This window comes from Aminobacter sp. P4_D5 (assembly GCF_056401815.1).
This window is the reverse complement of sequence record NZ_JBFUIP010000108.1, coordinates 1-18916: the sequence shown is the minus strand read 5'-3', so window position 1 is coordinate 18916 and position 18916 is coordinate 1. Positions and strand designations below refer to the sequence as shown.

The following is an 18916-nucleotide window of genomic DNA, read 5'->3' as shown; positions in this document are numbered from 1 at the left end:
CAGCTATGACTGGTTCGTCGTCATCGTCGCCGATCGCCGCTCGATGTCCAAGGCCGAAGCCACCGCCCTTGCCGACGGCAGGGTCTTCACCGGGCGGCAGGCGCTGACCAACAAGCTGATCGACGAGGTCGGCGGCGAAGATCAGGCAATTGCCTGGCTCGGCACCAAGGGCGTCGACACCAAGCTGTCGGTGGTCGAATGGAAGCCGGCGCGCAGCGGCAGCTTCTTCTTGCCGACAGCACTCGCCCAGGCGCTGGGCCGGGCCCTCGGCGCTGGCGACCTTTCGTCGGAACTGCTCAAGGAAATGGGTGCCGACCGCTTGTTCCTTGACGGTATGCTGTCGCTCTGGCAGGCTGAAAAAGCCGTGTCAGGCGGCTGAAAAACAAATAAAATCATAACCATCACGACGGGGACCGCGCATATGATCAAGTCTGAACTGGTGCAAATTATTGCAACACGCAATCCGCATCTTTTCCTGCGGGATGTCGAGAACATCGTCAGCGCCATTTTCGACGAAATCACTGATGCGCTTGCCGACGGCAATCGCGTCGAACTGCGCGGCTTCGGGGCATTTTCGGTGAAGAACCGCCCCGCCCGCACCGGCCGCAACCCGCGCACCGGCGAATCCGTCGAGGTCGAGGAAAAGTGGGTGCCGTTCTTCAAGACCGGCAAGGAGCTGCGCGAGCGGCTGAACTCCGCGAAATAGGCCGGCGAGCGGTCAAACGGCGGGGCTTTAAACGGGAATATCCATGTTCAATCGCTTCATGCTCATCGTCGTCTTCGTGCCGGTGGCAATCGTGCTTATCGCGCTTGCCGTCGCCAACCGTGCCGCCACCGCATTCACGCTTGACCCGTTCAACCCGGGCAATCCCGCACTGACCATCCAGGCGCCGCTGTTTGTGCTGCTGTTTGCAGCGCTGGCGCTCGGCGTGATCCTGGGCGGCGCCGTGACATGGCTCAAGCAGGGCCGCTACCGCAAGGTGGCGCGCCAGCGCGGGCTCGAAGCCGAAAGCCTGCGCCAGGCAGCGGCCCAGCGGCCGCCAGTCGCGCAAGGCCCTGCCTTGCCGCGCTCCAACTAGATAAGCCGTCGGGGAGAATTCAATGCTGCAATTTTCGGCCGATGACATCGACCGGGCGCTGACCTTTCCCGGATTGGTCGAGACATTGCGCACCGCCTTCCGCGAAGGCGCGGTGCAACCAGTGCGCCATCACCACACGGTCGAACGCGCTGAGGGTACGGATTCGACCCTGCTCCTGATGCCGGCCTGGACCGACTTCAAGGCTGCGGGTGCTGGAACCGACGGGCATATCGGGGTCAAGATCGTCACTGTCTCGCCCGACAACAACGACGTCGCCAAGCCGGCGGTCGTTGGCGTCTATCTGCTGCTCAACGGCGTCACCGGCGAGCCGCAGGCGCTGATGGACGGCCCACGCCTGACGCAATGGCGCACCGCCTGTGCCTCGGCACTCGCCGCCTCCTATCTGGCGCGCGAAGATGCTTCAAAACTGCTGGTGATCGGTGCCGGCGCGCAGTGCAAGTTCCTGGCCCGCGCGCACGCCGCCGTGCGGCCAATCAAGCAGATTCGCATCTGGAACCGCACAATCGCCAACGCCGAAGCGCTGGCCGCTTCGCTCCGCGGCGAAGGCTTTGAGGCGACCGCCATTTCCGACCTCGATGCCGAACTTGGCTGGGCCGACATCGTCACCGCCGGCACTATCTCGACCCTCCCTCTGGTCAAGGGCGCGAAGCTGAAGCCTGGTTGCCACGTCGATCTCGTCGGCGGCTTCACGCCCGGCATGCGCGAAGCCGACGACGCGGCGATCAGCAAGTCGCGCGTATATGTCGACACCCGCGCCGGAGCGACCAAGGAAGCCGGCGACATCGTCCAGCCGATTGCAGCAGGAGTTCTCAAGGCGGAAGACATCGTCGCCGACCTGCATGAACTCGCCCGCGGCCAGAAACCCGCCCGCCAGTCGGCGGACGAGATCACCCTGTTCAAGTCGGTGGGTGCGGCACTCGAAGATCTCGCCGCCGGCATCGCCGTCTACAAGGCGCTCAAGCGATAGCTTTGAGACGCATCTCCGCGCCCATGGCTTCCGCGATCAGGCGGAAATCGTGTTCGCTGAGCATGCAAAGCCCAAGGCGAAGTTGATAACCCCAGTTGCGGGTGGCGGTGAAATCGAGCCGGTGAAGCAGCGTTGCGATCGGTGTCTCGTCCGAAGCCGTCCAGACGACATTGCGCCGAAACGGGCAGAACCCGCCCCCCATGTCGAACTGGTATGGATCGCCCTCCCGCACCCGGCCTATAGCCGTGAAGGCGCGCAGGCCGTCCTTGCCGCCCATGACAGTGGACGGCGAGTAATAGACAATGCCGTCGCCGGCTGCGATGCGGCGCAAGGGTGCTGCCTTGCCGTGGCAGACCTGCATGAAGCCTTGGGCCCGGCCGAGCCTGACATGGTCCGCCGAGGCCACCGCGAGCCAGTTGCCGGTGCTCATGACTGCGTGACCGCCGCTTCGTCGAGGCAATAGACGCGCAGGCGATGATTGTCGGGGTCGAGAGCGACAAAGCTGCGGCCGAAATCCATATCGGTCGGTGCCTGGAGGATTTTCAGCCCGCGCCCAGCCCATTCTGCATGGGCAGCGTTCACCGCATCTGGCGTGTCGAGGGCAAAGACGATCTCCGCACCGCCACCTGCTGCAACTGCCGCCGGCTCCACCGTATGGCGCGACCACAGGCCGAGCTTGAAGCCGCCATCCAGCACGAACATGACGAAGGTCGGCGACGCTTCGACCGGCTCGCGACCGAGCAGCTTGCTATAGAACGCACCGCTTTGCTGCGGCTGGTCGACATAGAGAATGATGAAATTGGGGGTACGCATTTTGCTCTCCAGAGGTTTCGATTTGGAGAGCATAAGTCGCACCGCTGTCAGATTCTGGCAGTAGCGATTACTGCCTTCTCGGCATGTCGAGCGTTGCCCGCCACTCCTTGAGCATCGCCTGCCGTCGCCTGGGATAGCGCGTGTCGGTGGCGTTGAGATCGGAAATGCGGTCGGCGCGAAAATGCCTGAAGTCCTGGCGCATTTCGCACCACGCCACCATCACCCGGACCTTGTCGAAAAACGCAAGCGCGAACGGCCAGACGATGCGCCGGGACAATGAACCATTGCCGTCCTCGTAGGTCATCTCGACCTTGCGCTCGGCGCGCATCGCCTTGCGGATGATGCCAAGATCGACGCTTTCGCGGCTCGACGCTTGGCTGGGGCCAACCAGAAGCGTGGTCGCGTCGAGTTCCTCGCGCAGATCCTCGGGCAGCACGGCGGCGATCTTGGCCAGCGCGTCGGTTGCCGCCGCCGACAGGCGTGTATCAGGCTGCTTGGCGACCCAACGCGACCCGAGCACGATCGCCTCGATTTCCTCGTCGGTGAACATCAGCGGCGGCAGCATGAAGCCGGGCTTAAGCACATAGCCGATCCCCGGCTCGCCCTCGATCGGCGCGCCCTGCCCCTGCAGCGTGGCGATGTCGCGATAGAGCGTGCGGATCGACACGTCGAGCTCACTGGCCAAGGTCAGCCCATTCACCGGCCTGCGATGGCGGCGCAGTATCTGGATAAGGTCGAGAAGGCGTTCGGAGCGCGACATGATTCTTGTTTCATCCTGGGCAGAGCACGATAGAGCCGTGCCACGCTCGCCGAAAGGCCATGCGCCGGGGCGGCGCGACATCCGCTGCGGTTGCGGAGTTCTGGGCCGTATGCCAAAAGCGGCCAACAGCCCGGAGATACAATTTCTTGAAGCACCCGCGTGACAAGCGCCGCGACAGCCGGCCTCAGCCGCCCCGCAAGGGTGCCGCAGCGCCCGCGCCAACGCGCGCCCGTGAAGAGCATCGCCCTGCTCCCAGGCAAGAGGCGGCTCCAGAGCCAAGGGCCGAGCCGCGCAAGCTTGTTCGTCGCGAAGGCGCCCTGCCCGCAGAACGCCTGCCGCTGATCCTCGAAGTCCTGCCCAATGACGACTATGCGCTGCTCGACAGCGGCGCGGGCCTCAAGCTCGAACAATATGGTCCGTACCGGATCGTGCGGCCCGAAGGGCAAGCAATCTGGCAACCTGCTCTGCCTCCCAGGCAGTGGGAAAACGCCGACGCCGTCTTCACCGGCGACACCGACGAAGAAGGYCTTGGCCGCTGGCGTTTCCCCAAGATGCCACTCGGCGAAACCTGGCCGATGCGCCATGACGGGCTGCATTATCAGGGCCGCTTCACCTCGTTCCGCCATGTCGGGGTGTTTCCCGAACAGGCGACGCACTGGGATCACATGGCCAGGCTGATCGAGGACGCCAAGCGCCCGGTCAAGGTGCTCAACCTGTTTGGCTATACCGGGCTTGCCTCGCTGGTCGCCGCGCGCGCCGGTGCGGAGGTCACCCATGTCGACGCCTCGAAAAAGGCCATAGCCTGGGCACGCGAGAACCAGGAAATGGCCGGTCTCGCCAACAAGCCGATCCGCTGGATCTGCGACGACGCAATGAAATTCGCCGAGCGCGAGGAGCGTCGCGGCAGCCGCTACGACATCATCCTGTTCGACCCGCCGGCCTATGGCCGTGGCCCCAAGGGCGAAGTCTGGCAATTGTTCGAACATCTGCCGACGCTGACCGACRTCTRCCGCTCGATCCTGACGCCCAAGCCGCTGGCCATGGTTTTGACCGCCTATTCGATCCGTGCCTCGTTCTTCGCCATCCATGCCTTGATGCGCGACACCTTCGCCGGCATGGGCGGCACCATCGAATCGGGCGAGCTGATCATCCGCGAGAAATCGGCCGGACGCGCGCTTTCGACTTCCCTCTTTTCGCGCTGGGTAGCCAAATGAGCGAACACCGCACCGGAGCGCCGGGACGCGTCAAGGAAGTGACGAGCCTGGCCAATCCGCTGGTCAAGGACATCAAGGCGCTGGCGCAGAAGAAATTCCGCGACCAGCAGAACGCCTTCATCGCCGAAGGGCTGAAGCTGGTCATCGACGCGCTCGATCTCGGCTGGACGATCAAGACTCTGATCTTCGCCAAGTCCGCTCTCGGCAACGCCGCCGTGGAGAAGGTCGCTGCGCGCACCGTCGCCTTGGGCGGCGACGTGCTCGAAGTCTCGGAAAAAGTGCTGACGGCCGTCACCCGCCGCGACAACCCGCAGGSGGTCGTCGGTGTGTTCAGCCAGCGTTTCGTGCCGCTCAAGGACGTTCGCCCTAGAGGTAACGACGTCTGGGTGGCGCTCGACCGCGTGCGCGATCCCGGCAATCTCGGCACCGTTATCCGCACCGTTGACGCGGTCGGTGCCAAGGGCATCATCCTCGTTGGCGAGACCACCGATCCGTTCTCGCTCGAAACGGTGCGCGCCACCATGGGCTCGATCTTCGCAGTTCCCGTCGCCAAGACCAATCCTGAGGCGTTCCTTGCCTGGCGCAAGGACTTTGCCGGCACCGTCGCCGGCACGCATCTCAAGGGTGCCGTCGACTATCGTTCGGTCGATTTCGGCAACCGCCCAGTTCTGTTGATGATGGGCAACGAGCAGCAGGGCTTGCCCGACAATCTGGCAGACGCCTGCGACAAGCTTTTGCGCATCCCGCAAGCCGGCCGTGCCGATTCGCTCAATCTCGCGGTCGCCACCGGCGTCATGCTGTTTGAGATCCGGCGCAACGCGCTCACACTTTAGGAGACGGCGCCCCGTGAAACCCGCAGTAGTCTACGGCGTTGTAACGGCATTGGCCGTAGCGCTCGATCAGTGGATCAAAATTCTCGTCGAAGCCAATCTCGTCATGCATGAGAAGGTCGATGTGCTGCCCTTCCTGGCACTTTACCGCACCTACAACACCGGCATCGCCTTTTCGATGTTCTCCAGCGTCGGCGACACCGGCCTCATCGCGCTGACCGCGATCGTCGTCACTTTCGTGACTATTCTGGCAATCCGCACGACGCCGGCGCAAGTCATTTCACGCTTTGGCTTTGCGCTGATCGTCGGCGGCGCGCTCGGCAATCTCATCGACCGCACCGTCTACGGTCACGTCATCGACTACATACTGTTCCACACGCCGGTGTGGTCCTTTGCCATCTTCAACCTCGCCGACGTCTTCATTTCGGTCGGTGCGGCACTGGTGGTGCTCGACGAGTTCCTGGCCTGGCGGCGCAGCCGCAGCGAGCCGGTAGCCTCAGACGAATGAATTCGTCCGGCGCACTTCAAGTTACAATACGAGTTGTGACAGTGACGTGAAGTCAGTCGCGGCATACGCACAGACTTCAGTTTGCGGTTAAGAATTTTTTCAGCATGGTCGCAATCGGGTCCAAGGTCTGCCACAATCGGTCATCATGGTGTCATCGGTGGACGGGCCGATAGGTACCGACTGAAACTGTCTTGCGGCTACGCGGCGTAGATTTGCGGGTCGAAACGACAGGTGGGGACGCTCATTTTTCCGAGCGCTTGGGGCCTGAGTGGAGAGTTGCTAGTGAAAATGCCCTTCGGGTTGGGCGCAGCCAATCAGCCGCGCTCCACGATGATGTTCATGAAAACCGAGCCAGCTTCCTGGCGCGAGAACGCTCCCAATCGTGGCCTGGTCTGCGGTGTGCTGGCGATGACCGCTCTGATGAGCGTGACCGCCGTTTCAGCTCTCTTCATCCTACCGCATATGGGCCAGCACTCGGTCAACGCAGTGCAAGAAGCCGAGCAGGCCGCAACCCAGCCGGCGAAAGAAAAGATCACTGCCATCGCCGCCGAACCGACCGGCCGCAAGGAACGGGTCGCCACAACGCGCACTTCGATCCTGGTTTCCGAGGCGTCGGCATCTGAAGCGGCGACCGACATGCCGCTCGCAGCGGATCCGCGCTGGGCGCAGGTCGTGGCTGCAGCAGCGAACCGGCCGCTCGAAGCGATGCCCGCCATTCCAGGTGCCGAAAACATCATCGCCCAAGACCCTGACGAGACAGCACCGCTCGCGCTCGCAGAGACCAAGCCCGATCCGTCTGAAACCGCTGCCGTCGATGCGATGGAAGCCGAGGTCAAGCCCGCCAGCGAACCGAGCCAGGGCGGCCGCGAGGTCAAGATCAAGCGCTCGGTGAACATGCGCGCCACACCGCAAAAAGGTGGTCAGGTTTTGGGCGTCATCCCCGCCAAAACCTCTGTCGAACTGGTTTCGTGCACTCAATGGTGTGAAATCGTTTTCAACGGCAAGCGCGGCTACGTCTTCAAGAGCTACGTCCAGTAGCGACTGACGCGGCGGCCGGAATACGGCGACCGCTAAAATTCGATCAATCCGCCCAAATCTTCCCTAAGCTCTCAGTGCTAGGTTTCCGCCATGATGACGGAGTCCGGCACAGCGGAAGCAAATACGACGCAAGGCGTGGCCATGGCCGACGCCGACACGCTGTCGCGTCGCCGCATCATCACATCGCCGCAGCTCGAACCGCATTTGCCGAAGGAGCCGCCGCGCGGCCTGTACTTCGCCACCCTGATTGCCATCATGGTGCTTGCCGGTCTCGCCCACCTGACCGGGGCGCCCGCCTTCATCAGCATCGGCCTGTTTGCCGCCGCCTTCACCGGAATGGTGCTGCTGTCGCGCAGCCTCGGCGAGCGCGAGCGCGCCGCCGAAGCGATCACCGAAAGCGCTTCACGCAGTCGCGCCGAGATCGAGACTCTGGCCGACCGGATGTGGGAGCTGCAGGAAAGCGAAGAGCGCTTCCGCGGCCTCATCGACGCACTTGGCGACCTTGTCGTGCACCGCGATCGCGACGGCCGCATCGTCTATGCCAACAAGGTATTTGCCGGACTCATCGGCCAGGACCAGCGTGACCTCGCCGGCCGCACCTTGCAGGAACTCGGCGTCGATGTCGGCATCGTTCCAGACGCAGCCTTCGCCGATGGCGAATGCCTGAGCTCCACCGATGTCGGAATCCGTTCGAACGGCGTGGTGCGCTGGTTTTCCTGGACCGAGCTTTCGGTACGTGACAAGACCAGCGACGCCGTGTCGCATCGGGCGATCGCCCGCGACATCACCGCCCGCAAGCGCGCCGAAACCGCGCTCATCGGCGCACGCGAGCGCGCCGAATATGCGAGCCAGGCAAAATCGCGTTTCCTGGCCACTGTAAGCCACGAAATCCGCACGCCGATGAACGGCATCATGGGCATGGCAAAGCTCTTGCACGACACCGAGCTGTCGCCCGAGCAACGCACCTATGTCGGTGCGATCTCGACGTCGGCGAGCGCACTTTTGGCGCTGATCGAGGACCTGCTCGACTATTCGAAAATCGAGGCAGGACGCTTCGATCCCGAACCGCAGCCGATGTCGCCGCGCGAGATCGCTGACAATGTGGTCGAGCTTCTGGCCTCGCGCGCATTCGGCAAGGGCATCGGCCTAGGCTGCCATGTCGCGCTCAACGTGCCCCAAATGATATCCGCCGATCCGGGCCGCGTGCGCCAGGTGCTGCTCAACCTGATTGGAAACGCCATAAAATTCACCGATGCCGGTGGCATCATGCTTAGCGTCGAGCGCATCCGCGACGAGCATCCCGACAAGATCCGCTTCACCGTAGCCGATACCGGATCGGGCCTGCGCGCCGAGGACATGGAGCGCATCTTCGAAGAATTCGAACAAGCCGATGGCACATCGACCCGCTCGCATGGTGGTGCTGGCCTCGGGCTTGCCATCTCCAAGCGCCTCGTGACCTCGATGGGCGGCACGATATCGGCCAAGAGCATTTCGGGCGAAGGTTCGGAGTTCTCCTTCGATCTGCCCGCCTTCGGCGCCACCGAAGACGCACAARCCAGCGTCGATATGCTTGCCGGCCGCCATGTGGTGATCCTGTCCAGGAACACCACGGAAGCCGAAGCGATCGCCGAGACCGTCCGCGCCCATGGCGGCAGCGCCGACATCGCTGTCACGCCCGAGCAGGCGCAAGGTTATGCCGCCGGCTGCAACGCCCTCCTCATCGATGCGGCAATGGAAGAAAATGACGGCCGCATGCTCCGGAACTTGCGCGAGAATGGTTTTGCCGCAAGCGAAGCGGTGACGCTGATCGCCCCGAACGACCGGGGCCTTCTGGGCGAATTGCGCGCCAGTGGCTACGCGACCTTCCTCGCCCGGCCGGTGCGCGGCGAGACCTTGCTGCGGGTGTTGCTGGCGAATCAGGGCGTCGTTGCGGGGCAAGCGCAGCCCTTAAACAACCGCACCGTCGCCAAGCCTGCGGCTAATTCACACCTGCTTGGCCTGTCGGTGCTGATCGCCGAGGACAACGACATCAATGCCATGCTCGCCCGCGCGGTGCTGCTCAAGGCAGGACACCGGGTCGATGTCGTCAACAACGGCAAGGCCGCCGTCGAGGCGGTGACGGGAGGAGCGCGCAAACGCCGCTACGACGTCGTGCTGATGGACCTGCATATGCCCGTAATGGACGGATTGGACGCGATTTCGGCCATTCGCAGGCACGAAGAGCAACATGGGCTTTCCGCCCTGCCGATCATGGTCTTGTCGGCCGACAGCCAGGAAAAGACCCGCCATGCGGTGCTCGCCCATGGTGCCAGCGGCTTTATCACCAAGCCGTTGGACCCGGACGTTCTGATAAATCTTGTCGAACAGCGCGCCGCTGCCTGACCAGTTCTGTCGATTTCCCTAGCCGGCTAGGCGCCGTTGCTTGCCCTCGCAGTCTTGCCCGCGCGGGTCGATCACGATACTGTCACAATCCTGTAGCACCGACACCGTATCCCCGCGCCAGGAGGGATGGCTCGAAGGAGAATCACCCGTGCATACAGCCTTGCCGGACAGTGACACTCAGAAAGCCAACGGCGCCAAGGTGACAGTGCCTTCCAAACCTTTACTCCCAGGAACGCCGCTCGGACGGATCGGTACATTGGAAGTTCGCCTCGCCCGAGACGAATCCGAGATCGCTGCCGCGCAGGAAGTTCGCTACCGCGTGTTCTTCGACGAACTCGGCGCCCGCAAGCAGGCGGCGCACTCGATCGAACGTCGCGACTCCGACCGCTTTGACGACGTTTGTGACCACCTGCTGGTCTTCGACACCTCGATCAACGGCCCCGAGCATCGCCGCATCGTCGGCACCTACCGGCTGCTGCGCCAGGAGCGCGCGACCGAGGCCGGCGGGTTTTATTCCGACGACGAATTCGAGCTGAACAAGCTCATCGCACGCCATCCCGGCCAGCGCTTTCTTGAGCTCGGCCGCTCCTGCGTGCTACCCGAATACCGCTCCAAGCGAACCATCGAAGCGCTGTGGCAAGGCATCTGGGCCTATCTCAACCGCTACGACATCGACGTCATGACCGGCTGCGCCTCGTTCCACGGCACGGTGCCGGCGGCACATGCCGAGGCGCTAACCTATCTTGCCCATCATTGCCGCACCAGCGCCGACTGGGATGTCCGCGCTGTCGCGTCGCGCTACTGCGCCATGGATCTGATGCCGATCGAAGCGATCAACGCCAAGGCGGCGATCGCCGCCATGCCGCCTCTGGTCAAGGGCTATCTGCGCGTCGGCGCCAAGATCGGCGACGGCTGCGTCATCGACCACGACTTCGGCACGACCGACGTCTTCATCGTCATGCCGGTCAAGGAAATCGGCGCCCGCTACATCAATTATTACGGCGGGGAAGCGCAGCGCTTCGCCGCTTAGAGAAGTGGCCGACGATCTCTCCAGCGCCTTCGACAAGCTATACGCAGCAGCCGAAGGCCTGCCCGAGGTCGTCGAAGGCACCTCCTACGGCACCCCGTCGCTTCAGCTCCGCAAGAAACTCCTCTGCCGCGTCAAGGATGCCGACACGGTCGTTGTCATGTGCCCGCTTGAAGAAAAAGAGATGCTGATGGAGGCCGATCCGCAGCTCTATTTCGAGACGGCCCATTACAAGGGCTGGCCGGCCATGCTGGTGCGCATTCACGAGATTCCGCTCGACCAGCTCCGGACCCGGCTCGAACGCGCTTGGCTAATGCGGGCACCGAAAAGCCTGGCGAAGGCGTGGGAAAGCAGGGCCTAGACGCCTCTGTTCGGCATGAATTTCGGTACGCAGCAGCCATTCGCACCCGACTCAGGGCATGAGAGGTGCTGTGCAGACCAAAGGAGGCAAATGTGATTGCGAAAGACGAACTCTTCGAGCGCCTCTGGAATGGTGAAGCTGCGATGGACGAGTGGAGTGCGGCTGTGTCGGGCGGTTCCGCGAGGCAGATCGCGGACAATGCGATCGCCATCCACACCGGCTACCTCTTTGGAAACACAACCGCATGTCGCACCGCCGATGGCTTGGTGCTGGTCGATAGCGGCAGTCGCGAAACCGCCAGCCAGACGCTCGCCATATTGCGCAAATGGGACGATGCCCCGGTTCATACCGTCATCTACACGCATGGGCATATCGACCACACCTGGGGCGCGCGGCTCCTGGACCAGGAGGCAGATGCGAAAGGGACATCGCGCCCACGCATCATCGCGCACCGCAATGTGCTGGAGCGCTTCAAGCGCTACGATGCGACTCATGACCTGAACAGCATTGTGATGGGCCGCCAATTCAACCAGCCGGGCTACACATTCCCCAGCGACCATCGCCGTCCCGACGAGGTTTATGACGACAATCTCAGCCTGACGATTGGCGGACTGCGGCTTGAACTGTTCCACGGCCGCGGCGAAACCGATGACGCGACCTTTGTATGGGCGCCGGAACAGCGCATCCTGGTGAGCGGTGATTTCGTCATCTGGGTGTTTCCCAATGCCGGCAATCCACGCAAGGTCCAGCGCTTTGCGCTGGACTGGGCGTCGGCGTTGCGCCGCATGCAGGCCCTGGAGCCGGACGTGCTTGTCCCCGGCCACGGCCCTGTGGTCGCAGGCTCCTCACGGGCCAATCAGATCCTGAATGACGGCGCCTCGGTGCTGGAAAGCCTGACGTCGCAGACCCTCAATCTGATGAACGGTGGACGCTCGCTGGATGAAATCCTCCACGCCGTTTCCGCGCCCAAAGACCTGCTTGCCAAGCCCTATCTGCTGCCAAGATACGATGACCCGGAGTTCGTGGTCCGCAATATCTGGCACCTCTATGCCGGGTGGTTCGATGGAAACCCCGCCCATCTGAAGCCCGCACCGGCGGCCGATTTGGGGGCCGAGATCGCGTCACTTGCCGGCGGAGCGCAGAAACTTGCCGAACGCGCGGCTCTGCTCGCCGAAGGTGGCGAGACACGGCTCGCGGCACATCTGATCGAATTCGCCGCCACGGCATCGCCTGAGGATCAGGAGATCCAGCAAATCCGTGCGAACGTCTATGCCCGCTGTGTGGAGGCGGAAACGTCGTTGATTGGCAAGGCGATCTTTGCCGTCTACCAGCGCGACGCCAAGGCGCGGGTTGGCACATCTGGCTGAAGCACGGCGCCCGATCGCTACTTCTGCGGCAGGTTGGCCTTGGTGGCGTCCGGACCGGCCGAAATCTCGGACGATTCGATTCGTGCTTCGCCTTGTGTGATCAGCCGCGCGCTGCGCTGGTTGCGGGCGTGAATCCAAAGCCAGTTGATGGCGACACTGAGCCGGGCCCGCGAGCCTATGAGGAAGTAGATGTGGGCGATGCCCCACAGCCACCACGCCAAAGCACCGCGCAGTTTGATCCGCCCAAAATCGATGACCGCGCGGCGCTTGCCAATTTGGGCGAGGCTGCCCTGGTGGCGGTAGTGGAACGGCTGGGGCTTGGTGTCACCGCGCAACCGCGCCTTGATGGTGGCGGCGACATGCCTACCTTCCTGCTTGGCAGCGGGTGCAATCCCTGGCGCTGGCTTTCCGTCCGGTCCGTTCACCGTCACAGTGTCGCCGATGGCAAATATCTCGGGGTGACCAGGCACCGTCAGGTCGGGCATCACCTTGAGACGGCCGACCCGGTCTGCCGGAGCGCGCAGCCACTCGGCGGCCGGTGACGCGCGCACGCCGGCCGCCCAGATGATCGTCCTGGTCGCAAGCCTGACGTCGCCATAAGCGACACTGTCGGCGGTGCAGTCGGAGACCGCGCGTCCAAGCTCGACCTCGACGCCAAGCTTGCGGAGCGAGCGCAGCGCATAGTCGGACAGGTCGTCGGGATATCCGCCCAAGACGCGCTGGCCTGCTTCAATCAGCACGACCCGTGCCCTGCCCGTATCGATGTGGCGGAATTCGCGCCGCAACGTGTCCATCGCCAACTCGGCGATCGTCCCGGCGAGTTCCACCCCGGTGGGACCAGCGCCAACGATGACGAAGGTCAAAAGGGCAGCTTGCTTGTCAGGATCGGTCTCCCGCTCGGCTCGTTCAAATGCCAGCAGGATACGTCGCCGGATCGTGGTGGCATCCTCCAGCGTCTTCAAGCCGAGCGCATATGGCTCCCACTCGTCGTGACCGAAATAGCCATGCCGGGCTCCGGTCGCCAGCACCAGACTGTCATATGGCACGGTTGCGCCATCTTCGAGCAGCACGTGGCGACGTTGCGCATCGACACCCGTCACACTTGCCAGGACGGTCGCAACCTCCGGCCTGTCCCATACGAGCGAGCGGATCGGCCAGGCGATCTCGGATGTGGCCAGCGAGGCCGTGGCAACCTGATAAAGCAATGGCTGAAAGAGGTGGTGATTGCGCCTGTCGATCAAGGTGATGCTGACCGGTGCGCCGGCCAGACCCTTAACGACCTCCAGACCGCCAAAACCTGCGCCCACGACCACTATTCGCTGTTGCATGGAGGTTGTCCTCTGCTGGTTTGGCGCATGCGAAAGCCAAGCTTCAAAAGCGAGCCACGGCACTGATCCTCACGGTATATCCTCAGGATTTCGGCCGGGACGACTGCGGTACGCGGGAAAGGTCCAGCCGAATTTCAGCGCCCCGCCGCGTATCATGAAGGCGGCGACAAAGGCGACAAGCGCAGATGCCTGCGGCGGCAGTTCAGCGATTACGGCGAGCGTGTAGATGCCGGCCCCCACCATTGCCGCCGAGACGTAGATTTCAGGCTTGAGCAGCACCGACGGCTCCCCGGCAAGCAGGTCGCGCAGGATGCCGCCGAAGGTCGCCGTCAAAAGCCCCATGACGATGGCGACAGTCGGCGAACCGGTGGCTTCCCACCCCTTGGCAGCACCTATGGCGGCATAAGCCGACATACCGAGCGCATCGAGCCAGAGCAAAAGCTTGTAGCGGGATTCAACGAGATGGGCGGTGAAGAAGACGACCCAGGCCACCGCGACACAAACCAGGATATAGGCCGGGTTGACCACCCAAAACACTGGCAGGCCAAGAATGACGTCACGCACGGTGCCGCCGCCGATGCCGGTAAAGCTTGCCAGGAACAAGAACCCGATAATGTCGAGTTCCTTGCGCGAGGCCGCAAGCGCGCCTGTGGCGGCAAACACCGCCACGCCGGCATAGTCGAGGTAGAGCAGCGGATTCATGTGAGCGAGTAGGGAATAGTGAGTAGCGAACAGGGAAAGAACATAGCGGACCCCAGCTTTGCAGCTACATTATCCGCCAATTCCCTATTCGCTACTCCCTATTCGCTAATTCCTCACGCGTCCTTCTCGGCCTGTTCGTTGACCGGGCCGGGCTCGGCCGGAGCCTCGGAGACATGCTTGGGGCCGCCCTTGGCGACGCCGACCATGGCCGGACGCAGGACGCGGTCACCGATGGTGTAGCCGGATTGCATGACCTGCACGACTGTGTTGGCCGGCACGTCGGGGTTCGGCACCTCGAACATCGCCTGATGGAAATTAGGGTCGAACTTCTCACCCTGAGGGTCGAGCTTGCGCACGCCATGGCGTTCCAGAGCCGTGAGCATCGCACGCTCGGTCACCTCGACGCCTTCGATGAGGCTTGCCAACCCGTCACCGCCAGCAGCCTTGGCCTCGTCGGAAACCGCTTCGATGGCGCGGCGCAGATTGTCCGACACCGAAAGCATGTCGCGGGCGAAATTGGCCACCGAATAGGCGCGGGCATCCTGCACGTCACGCGCGGTGCGGCGGCGCAGGTTCTCCATCTCGGCAACCGTGCGCAGCGCGCGGTCCTTGAGTTCTTCGTTTTCTTTCAGCAGTCGCACGACCGCTTCATAATCGCCATCGACAGCGCCCTCGATCTTTTCGGCCTGGGCCTCGGCAGCCGCCGTCTCGTCGGGCGCGCGTTCGTCTTTTGCCTGGTCGCTCATCGCCATTTCCCGTTGTTCGGATACGTTGGAAGTTGCGCCCGATATCGAGGTTTGGGTGCCAAAAATCAAGGGGCAACGGCCACATGGGGACCGGATGCCGCGCCTCGCGGCCCTTTTGGCCCGGGGCCGGCAAGCCTCGAAAATTCAATGTTAATTCAAATTTTACCACACAAGCTGACCATTGCCATGGCGGGGCCGTCAATGTGGGAACCATTTGCATCTGGCAGGAGTTCTCCCGATGAAGAACAGGCCTTTTGTCATGCCAAGCATACGCACCAACAAGACCGCAGCCAAGCTGGCGACCAATATCAGGCGCCAGCTCACCTCGGACAGCAATGTGCGCGCGCTGGAAGCCCTGCCCGCATTCCGGGCCGATGAAGTACTGCCCAAGAAGCTCCGCCGCCTGCTCGAAAGGCTGGACGCGGCCGAACGGAAGCAGTCTCTTCCCAAAATGCTAAACAGAATCTAGAGCGTTCGCGCGTTCGTGCGCAGCGCTCAAACGCCCGAGGCGCGGCGCCAGGAATATTTCCCGCCTTCGGAAGGCTGCTCGGCTGGCTTGGCGGTCGGCTGGTAGTACAGTGGCAAGCCGCCGGCCTGACCAGCTTCGAGGCGCTTCAGCAACACCGGGTGCGAGACCTCGAACTCGTTGAAACCTACACGCAGCATATGCGGCAGCTGGTCGATCAGCACCTGGCCAGTCGCTCTCACGGCACCTTCAAAGTTATGTCGGCTGCGTAGCAATTCGGCCTTCGAAAAAGAGCGGCCGTCGTTGAAGGCCGGAAAGGCCAGGGCAACCAGCGCCAGCTCATCCAGCAAGTCGACGATCGCCTCAAGCTGATCGCCCGGCTGGAGCGATACGCCAAGCCGCTCCTTCGCCGCCCTGCGCTGCGCTGGATCAAGATCGAGGAAGGCCTGAAGCGGCAAGATGACCCGGCTGTTGCCGGCAAGAGCGCCCGCGTCCTCGGCATGGATCCAGCCGTCGTCGCGGAAACCCTCTGATGTCCAGAGGCGGATCTTTGTCTCCGGTGTCGCTTCGGTCATGTGGAAATTCCTAAAGGGATGCGTCGGTCAGCGACTGTTCGAGGTCGGAAAGATGGATGCCGCATTCGGTCTTGCCCTGCCCGGCCCAGCGTCCGCTACGGGCATCCTCGCCCGACTTGACGGCTTGCGTGCAGGGAAAGCAGCCGATCGACAGATAACCATAAGCGACCAGCGGGTTCTCGCGCAACGCGTGCTTGCGCATGTATTCGGCAAGGTCGGCGGTCGTCCAACGGGCGAGCGGGTTGATGCGGAAGCGCGGGCCGACCTGCTCGAACACCGGCAATGCCGCACGTGTTACCGCCTGGAACCGCTTGCGGCCGGTGAACCAGGCGCGGAACGGCTCGACGCCGCGTGCCATCGGCTCGACCTTGCGCACATCGCAGCAGGCGTCGGTGTCGGTCTTGTGCAGATTTCCGGTGGGGTCGATGCGGGCAAGCGCCGCTTCATCAGGCGTGATGATACGAATGTCGGTCAGGCCGAAATCGGCGACCAGAGCGTCGCGATAATCGAGTGTTTCGCCGAAATGCTTGCCGGTATCGAGGAAGATCACCGGCAGCTTGCGGTCAACTTCAGCGACCATGTGTAGCAGCACCGCCGAATCCGCCCCGAATGACGAAACGGCGGCGATTTCGCCGACAAAACGCTCGGTTGCCGCGCGCGCGATGATCTCCAGGGGCGTCAGATGCCCGTAAAGCGCATCGAGCGATGCGGCCTCGGCCAGAACCTGTGCTTCAGCCTCAGCGTCAGGCTGCCTTGGCTTCGCTAGCATAAAGCGCCTCCTTGAACGGCGCGGGGCCGACGCGGCGGTAAGCGTCGAGGAACTTTTCCGAACGGTCGAGCCTGATTCCAAGATAGGTCTCGACGATCGTTTCGATGGCATCGGTGATTTCTTCCGGGCCAAAGCCGCGACCGATGATCTCGCCGACCGACGTGTGCTCGTCGGCCGAACCGCCAAGCGTCACCTGATAAAGCTCCGCGCCCTTCTTCTCGACGCCCAGGATGCCGATGTGCCCGACATGGTGGTGGCCGCAGGCGTTGATACAGCCCGAAATCTTGAGCTTCAGTTCGCCGATGTCGCGCTGGCGCTCGAGCGAGGCGAAACGATTGGAGATTTCCTGCGCCACCGGGATCGAGCGGGCATTGGCCAGCGCGCAATAGTCGAGGCCCGGGCAGGCGATGATGTCGCTGATCAGGTTCGAGTTGGCGGTGGCGAGGTCGATAGCCACCAGCGCGTCATAGACCGCCTTGAGATCGGCGCGCGCGACATGCGGCAGGATCAGGTTCTGCTCGTGGCTGACACGGATTTCGTCGAAGCCGTATTCCTCGGCAATGTCGGCCACCGCTTCCATCTGGCTGTCGGTGGCGTCGCCAGGAACCTCGCCAATGCCCTTGAGCGAGATCGTGACGGCGGCATAGTCTGGGTTGCGGTGGGTGAAGACGTTCTGGTCGAGCCATTCGCCGAAGCTTTTGGAATCGAGCCGCGCGAGCTTGATCACCTCGTCGCCCTCGGGCCGTGGCGTCAGCGCCGGCGGGGCGAAATAGGACTGGATGGCCGCGACGTCGGCCTCGGGCAGCCTGAGTTCGCCGTCCTTGAGGGCCTGCCATTCGGCCTCGACCTGGCGAACGATCTCATCGACGCCGGTTTCGTGGACCAGGATCTTGATGCGCGCCTTGTACTTGTTGTCGCGGCGTCCGTAGAGGTTGTACACGCGCAGGATCGCGGTGGTGTAGGACAGCAGGTGCTCTTCCGGCAGGAAGTCGCGGATCTTCTTGGCGACCATGGGCGTACGGCCCTGGCCGCCGCCGATATAGACGGCGAAACCGAGCTCGCCCTTGTCGTTTTTCTTCAGGTGCAGGCCGATGTCGTGGGTCTGGATCGCGGCACGGTCGCGCTCGGCACCTGTTACCGCGATCTTGAACTTGCGCGGCAGGTACGAAAACTCTGGGTGCACCGACGACCACTGGCGCAGGATCTCGGCATAGGGGCGCGGATCGGCAGCCTCGTCGGCGGCAGCACCGGCGAAGTGATCGGCGGTGACGTTGCGGATGCAGTTTCCGGAGGTCTGGATGGCATGCATCTCGACGCTGGCGAGATCGGCCAGGATCGCCGGAATATCCGACAGTGCCGGCCAGTTGAACTGGATATTCTGGCGCGTGGTGAAGTGGCCGTAACCCTTGTCGTATTTGCGGGCGATGTGCCCGAGCATGCGCATCTGCTTTGAGCTCAGCGTGCCGTAGGGCACCGCGATGCGCAGCATGTAGGCGTGCAGCTGGAGATAGACGCCATTCATCAGGCGCAGCGGGCGGAACTGGTCTTCGGTGATCTCACCGGCAAGGCGGCGCTCGACTTGGTCGCTGAACTCGGCGACGCGGGCCTTCACGAAGTCATGATCGAACTCGTCGTAACGGTACATGGTCGTCTTCCGGTCTATCTTCAGGCGGTGCCGGCTGTGGGCCGGGCCTGCTTGCCAAGGTCGAGGCGGTTGGTGGGGCCAGCGGCGCGGATCACTTCGCGCAGCCTGAGCGGATGGATCGCCCCATCGACGACACTGACGTCGATCAGGTTGACGTCGACCACCTCGTTGTTGTCGTAGGCGGCCTTGCCGATCGCCTCGAGGCGCGCTTCGCCGGCCTTGTCGTCGACGGTCGCGGCGACGTCGATTGACACAGCCCAGCTGCCGTCAGCGGCGAACCACACGGCCTCGCCGTCGGTCAGGCGGTTGGCGGTAAGG

Annotated in this window: 23 protein-coding genes; 13 read left to right on the top strand and 10 right to left on the bottom strand. The window is 63.2% G+C overall.

Going from position 1 to position 18916, the window contains the following annotated elements:
* The 4 genes from AC1DWF_RS20875 to lhpI all read left to right on the top strand — a co-directional run.
* On the top strand, window positions 1-379 hold a 379-nt coding region (locus tag AC1DWF_RS20875; protein WP_476842013.1), incomplete at its 5' end, for a S49 family peptidase.
* A gap of 42 nt (window positions 380-421) precedes the next feature.
* Window positions 422-706 carry an integration host factor subunit beta gene (locus AC1DWF_RS20870; RefSeq protein ID WP_055981346.1) on the top strand — a complete coding sequence of 95 codons (285 nt, stop codon included), beginning with the start codon at window positions 422-424 and terminating at the stop codon, window positions 704-706.
* Between the two features lie 43 nt (window positions 707-749).
* The gene (locus AC1DWF_RS20865; protein ID WP_476785209.1) at window positions 750-1079 is read left to right on the top strand and encodes a LapA family protein; all 330 of its coding nucleotides are present in this window, start codon (window positions 750-752) and stop codon (window positions 1077-1079) included.
* A gap of 22 nt (window positions 1080-1101) precedes the next feature.
* Window positions 1102-2067, top strand: a complete 966-nt coding sequence (gene lhpI / locus AC1DWF_RS20860; RefSeq protein ID WP_476785210.1) for a bifunctional Delta(1)-pyrroline-2-carboxylate/Delta(1)-piperideine-2-carboxylate reductase — start codon at window positions 1102-1104, stop codon at window positions 2065-2067.
* Here lhpI and AC1DWF_RS20855 read toward each other — a convergent pair.
* The 3 genes from AC1DWF_RS20855 to AC1DWF_RS20845 form a co-directional block, all read right to left on the bottom strand.
* Window positions 2057-2497 (bottom strand): EVE domain-containing protein, encoded by a 441-nt coding sequence (locus AC1DWF_RS20855; protein ID WP_476785211.1) that lies wholly within the window; start codon window positions 2495-2497, stop codon window positions 2057-2059. The genes lhpI and AC1DWF_RS20855 overlap by 11 nt on opposite strands.
* Complete coding sequence (locus AC1DWF_RS20850; RefSeq protein ID WP_476785212.1) at window positions 2494-2880, bottom strand: VOC family protein; 387 nt, start codon at window positions 2878-2880, stop codon at window positions 2494-2496. Before AC1DWF_RS20850 ends, AC1DWF_RS20855 begins: the two co-directional genes overlap by 4 nt.
* Before the next feature lie 67 nt (window positions 2881-2947).
* Window positions 2948-3640, bottom strand: coding sequence for a helix-turn-helix transcriptional regulator (locus tag AC1DWF_RS20845; RefSeq protein WP_476785213.1), 693 nt, complete (start codon window positions 3638-3640; stop codon window positions 2948-2950).
* Window positions 3641-3786: 146 nt separating this feature from the next.
* Between AC1DWF_RS20845 and AC1DWF_RS20840 the strand changes: the two genes are divergently transcribed.
* The 8 genes from AC1DWF_RS20840 (at window position 3787) to AC1DWF_RS20805 (ending at window position 12367) form a co-directional block, all read left to right on the top strand.
* On the top strand, window positions 3787-4854 hold the full coding sequence (locus AC1DWF_RS20840) for an RsmD family RNA methyltransferase (RefSeq protein ID WP_476842012.1): 1068 nt from the start codon (window positions 3787-3789) through the stop codon (window positions 4852-4854).
* On the top strand, window positions 4851-5687 hold the full coding sequence (locus tag AC1DWF_RS20835; protein ID WP_476842011.1) for a TrmH family RNA methyltransferase: 837 nt from the start codon (window positions 4851-4853) through the stop codon (window positions 5685-5687). Before AC1DWF_RS20840 ends, AC1DWF_RS20835 begins: the two co-directional genes overlap by 4 nt.
* Window positions 5688-5700: 13 nt before the next feature.
* Window positions 5701-6192, top strand: coding sequence for a signal peptidase II (gene lspA / locus AC1DWF_RS20830; RefSeq protein ID WP_476785216.1), 492 nt, complete (start codon window positions 5701-5703; stop codon window positions 6190-6192).
* A gap of 288 nt (window positions 6193-6480) precedes the next feature.
* Window positions 6481-7230, top strand: coding sequence for an SH3 domain-containing protein (locus AC1DWF_RS20825; RefSeq protein WP_476788540.1), 750 nt, complete (start codon window positions 6481-6483; stop codon window positions 7228-7230).
* A gap of 90 nt (window positions 7231-7320) precedes the next feature.
* Window positions 7321-9612 carry a PAS domain-containing hybrid sensor histidine kinase/response regulator gene (locus tag AC1DWF_RS20820; protein ID WP_476842010.1) on the top strand — a complete coding sequence of 764 codons (2292 nt, stop codon included), beginning with the start codon at window positions 7321-7323 and terminating at the stop codon, window positions 9610-9612.
* 199 nt (window positions 9613-9811) lie between these two features.
* On the top strand, window positions 9812-10642 hold the full coding sequence (gene olsB, locus AC1DWF_RS20815; protein ID WP_476782345.1) for a l-ornithine N(alpha)-acyltransferase: 831 nt from the start codon (window positions 9812-9814) through the stop codon (window positions 10640-10642).
* Between the two features lie 4 nt (window positions 10643-10646).
* Window positions 10647-11000 carry an MmcQ/YjbR family DNA-binding protein gene (locus AC1DWF_RS20810; RefSeq protein ID WP_476782341.1) on the top strand — a complete coding sequence of 118 codons (354 nt, stop codon included), beginning with the start codon at window positions 10647-10649 and terminating at the stop codon, window positions 10998-11000.
* Between the two features lie 92 nt (window positions 11001-11092).
* Window positions 11093-12367, top strand: coding sequence for an alkyl sulfatase dimerization domain-containing protein (locus AC1DWF_RS20805; RefSeq protein WP_476788532.1), 1275 nt, complete (start codon window positions 11093-11095; stop codon window positions 12365-12367).
* Between the two features lie 17 nt (window positions 12368-12384).
* On the opposite strand, the gene AC1DWF_RS20800 is transcribed toward AC1DWF_RS20805, so the two are convergent.
* From AC1DWF_RS20800 to grpE, 3 genes are all read right to left on the bottom strand, one after another.
* Window positions 12385-13695, bottom strand: a complete 1311-nt coding sequence (locus AC1DWF_RS20800; protein WP_476788533.1) for an NAD(P)/FAD-dependent oxidoreductase — start codon at window positions 13693-13695, stop codon at window positions 12385-12387.
* Between the two features lie 69 nt (window positions 13696-13764).
* On the bottom strand, window positions 13765-14397 hold the full coding sequence (locus AC1DWF_RS20795) for a trimeric intracellular cation channel family protein (RefSeq protein ID WP_476782338.1): 633 nt from the start codon (window positions 14395-14397) through the stop codon (window positions 13765-13767).
* 113 nt (window positions 14398-14510) lie between these two features.
* Complete coding sequence (gene grpE, locus AC1DWF_RS20790) at window positions 14511-15188, bottom strand: nucleotide exchange factor GrpE (protein ID WP_476782344.1); 678 nt, start codon at window positions 15186-15188, stop codon at window positions 14511-14513.
* Between the two features lie 193 nt (window positions 15189-15381).
* On the opposite strand from grpE, the gene AC1DWF_RS20785 reads away from it, so the two are divergent.
* Window positions 15382-15612 carry a hypothetical protein gene (locus AC1DWF_RS20785; protein WP_476782337.1) on the top strand — a complete coding sequence of 77 codons (231 nt, stop codon included), beginning with the start codon at window positions 15382-15384 and terminating at the stop codon, window positions 15610-15612.
* Window positions 15613-15638: 26 nt separating this feature from the next.
* On the opposite strand, the gene AC1DWF_RS20780 is transcribed toward AC1DWF_RS20785, so the two are convergent.
* From AC1DWF_RS20780 to AC1DWF_RS20765, 4 genes are all read right to left on the bottom strand, one after another.
* A complete protein-coding gene (locus tag AC1DWF_RS20780; protein ID WP_476782336.1) occupies window positions 15639-16184 on the bottom strand; it encodes a DUF934 domain-containing protein in 546 nt (181 codons plus the stop codon).
* A 10-nt stretch (window positions 16185-16194) separates the two neighbouring features.
* Window positions 16195-16953: a phosphoadenylyl-sulfate reductase gene (locus tag AC1DWF_RS20775; RefSeq protein ID WP_476782335.1), complete on the bottom strand. Its 759-nt coding sequence runs from the start codon at window positions 16951-16953 to the stop codon at window positions 16195-16197.
* Window positions 16928-18598: a nitrite/sulfite reductase gene (locus tag AC1DWF_RS20770; protein WP_476782334.1), complete on the bottom strand. Its 1671-nt coding sequence runs from the start codon at window positions 18596-18598 to the stop codon at window positions 16928-16930. The genes AC1DWF_RS20775 and AC1DWF_RS20770 overlap by 26 nt, the downstream gene beginning before the upstream one ends.
* Before the next feature lie 20 nt (window positions 18599-18618).
* Window positions 18619-18916: DUF2849 domain-containing protein (locus AC1DWF_RS20765; RefSeq protein WP_476842009.1), on the bottom strand; the 298-nt coding region annotated here is incomplete at its 5' end.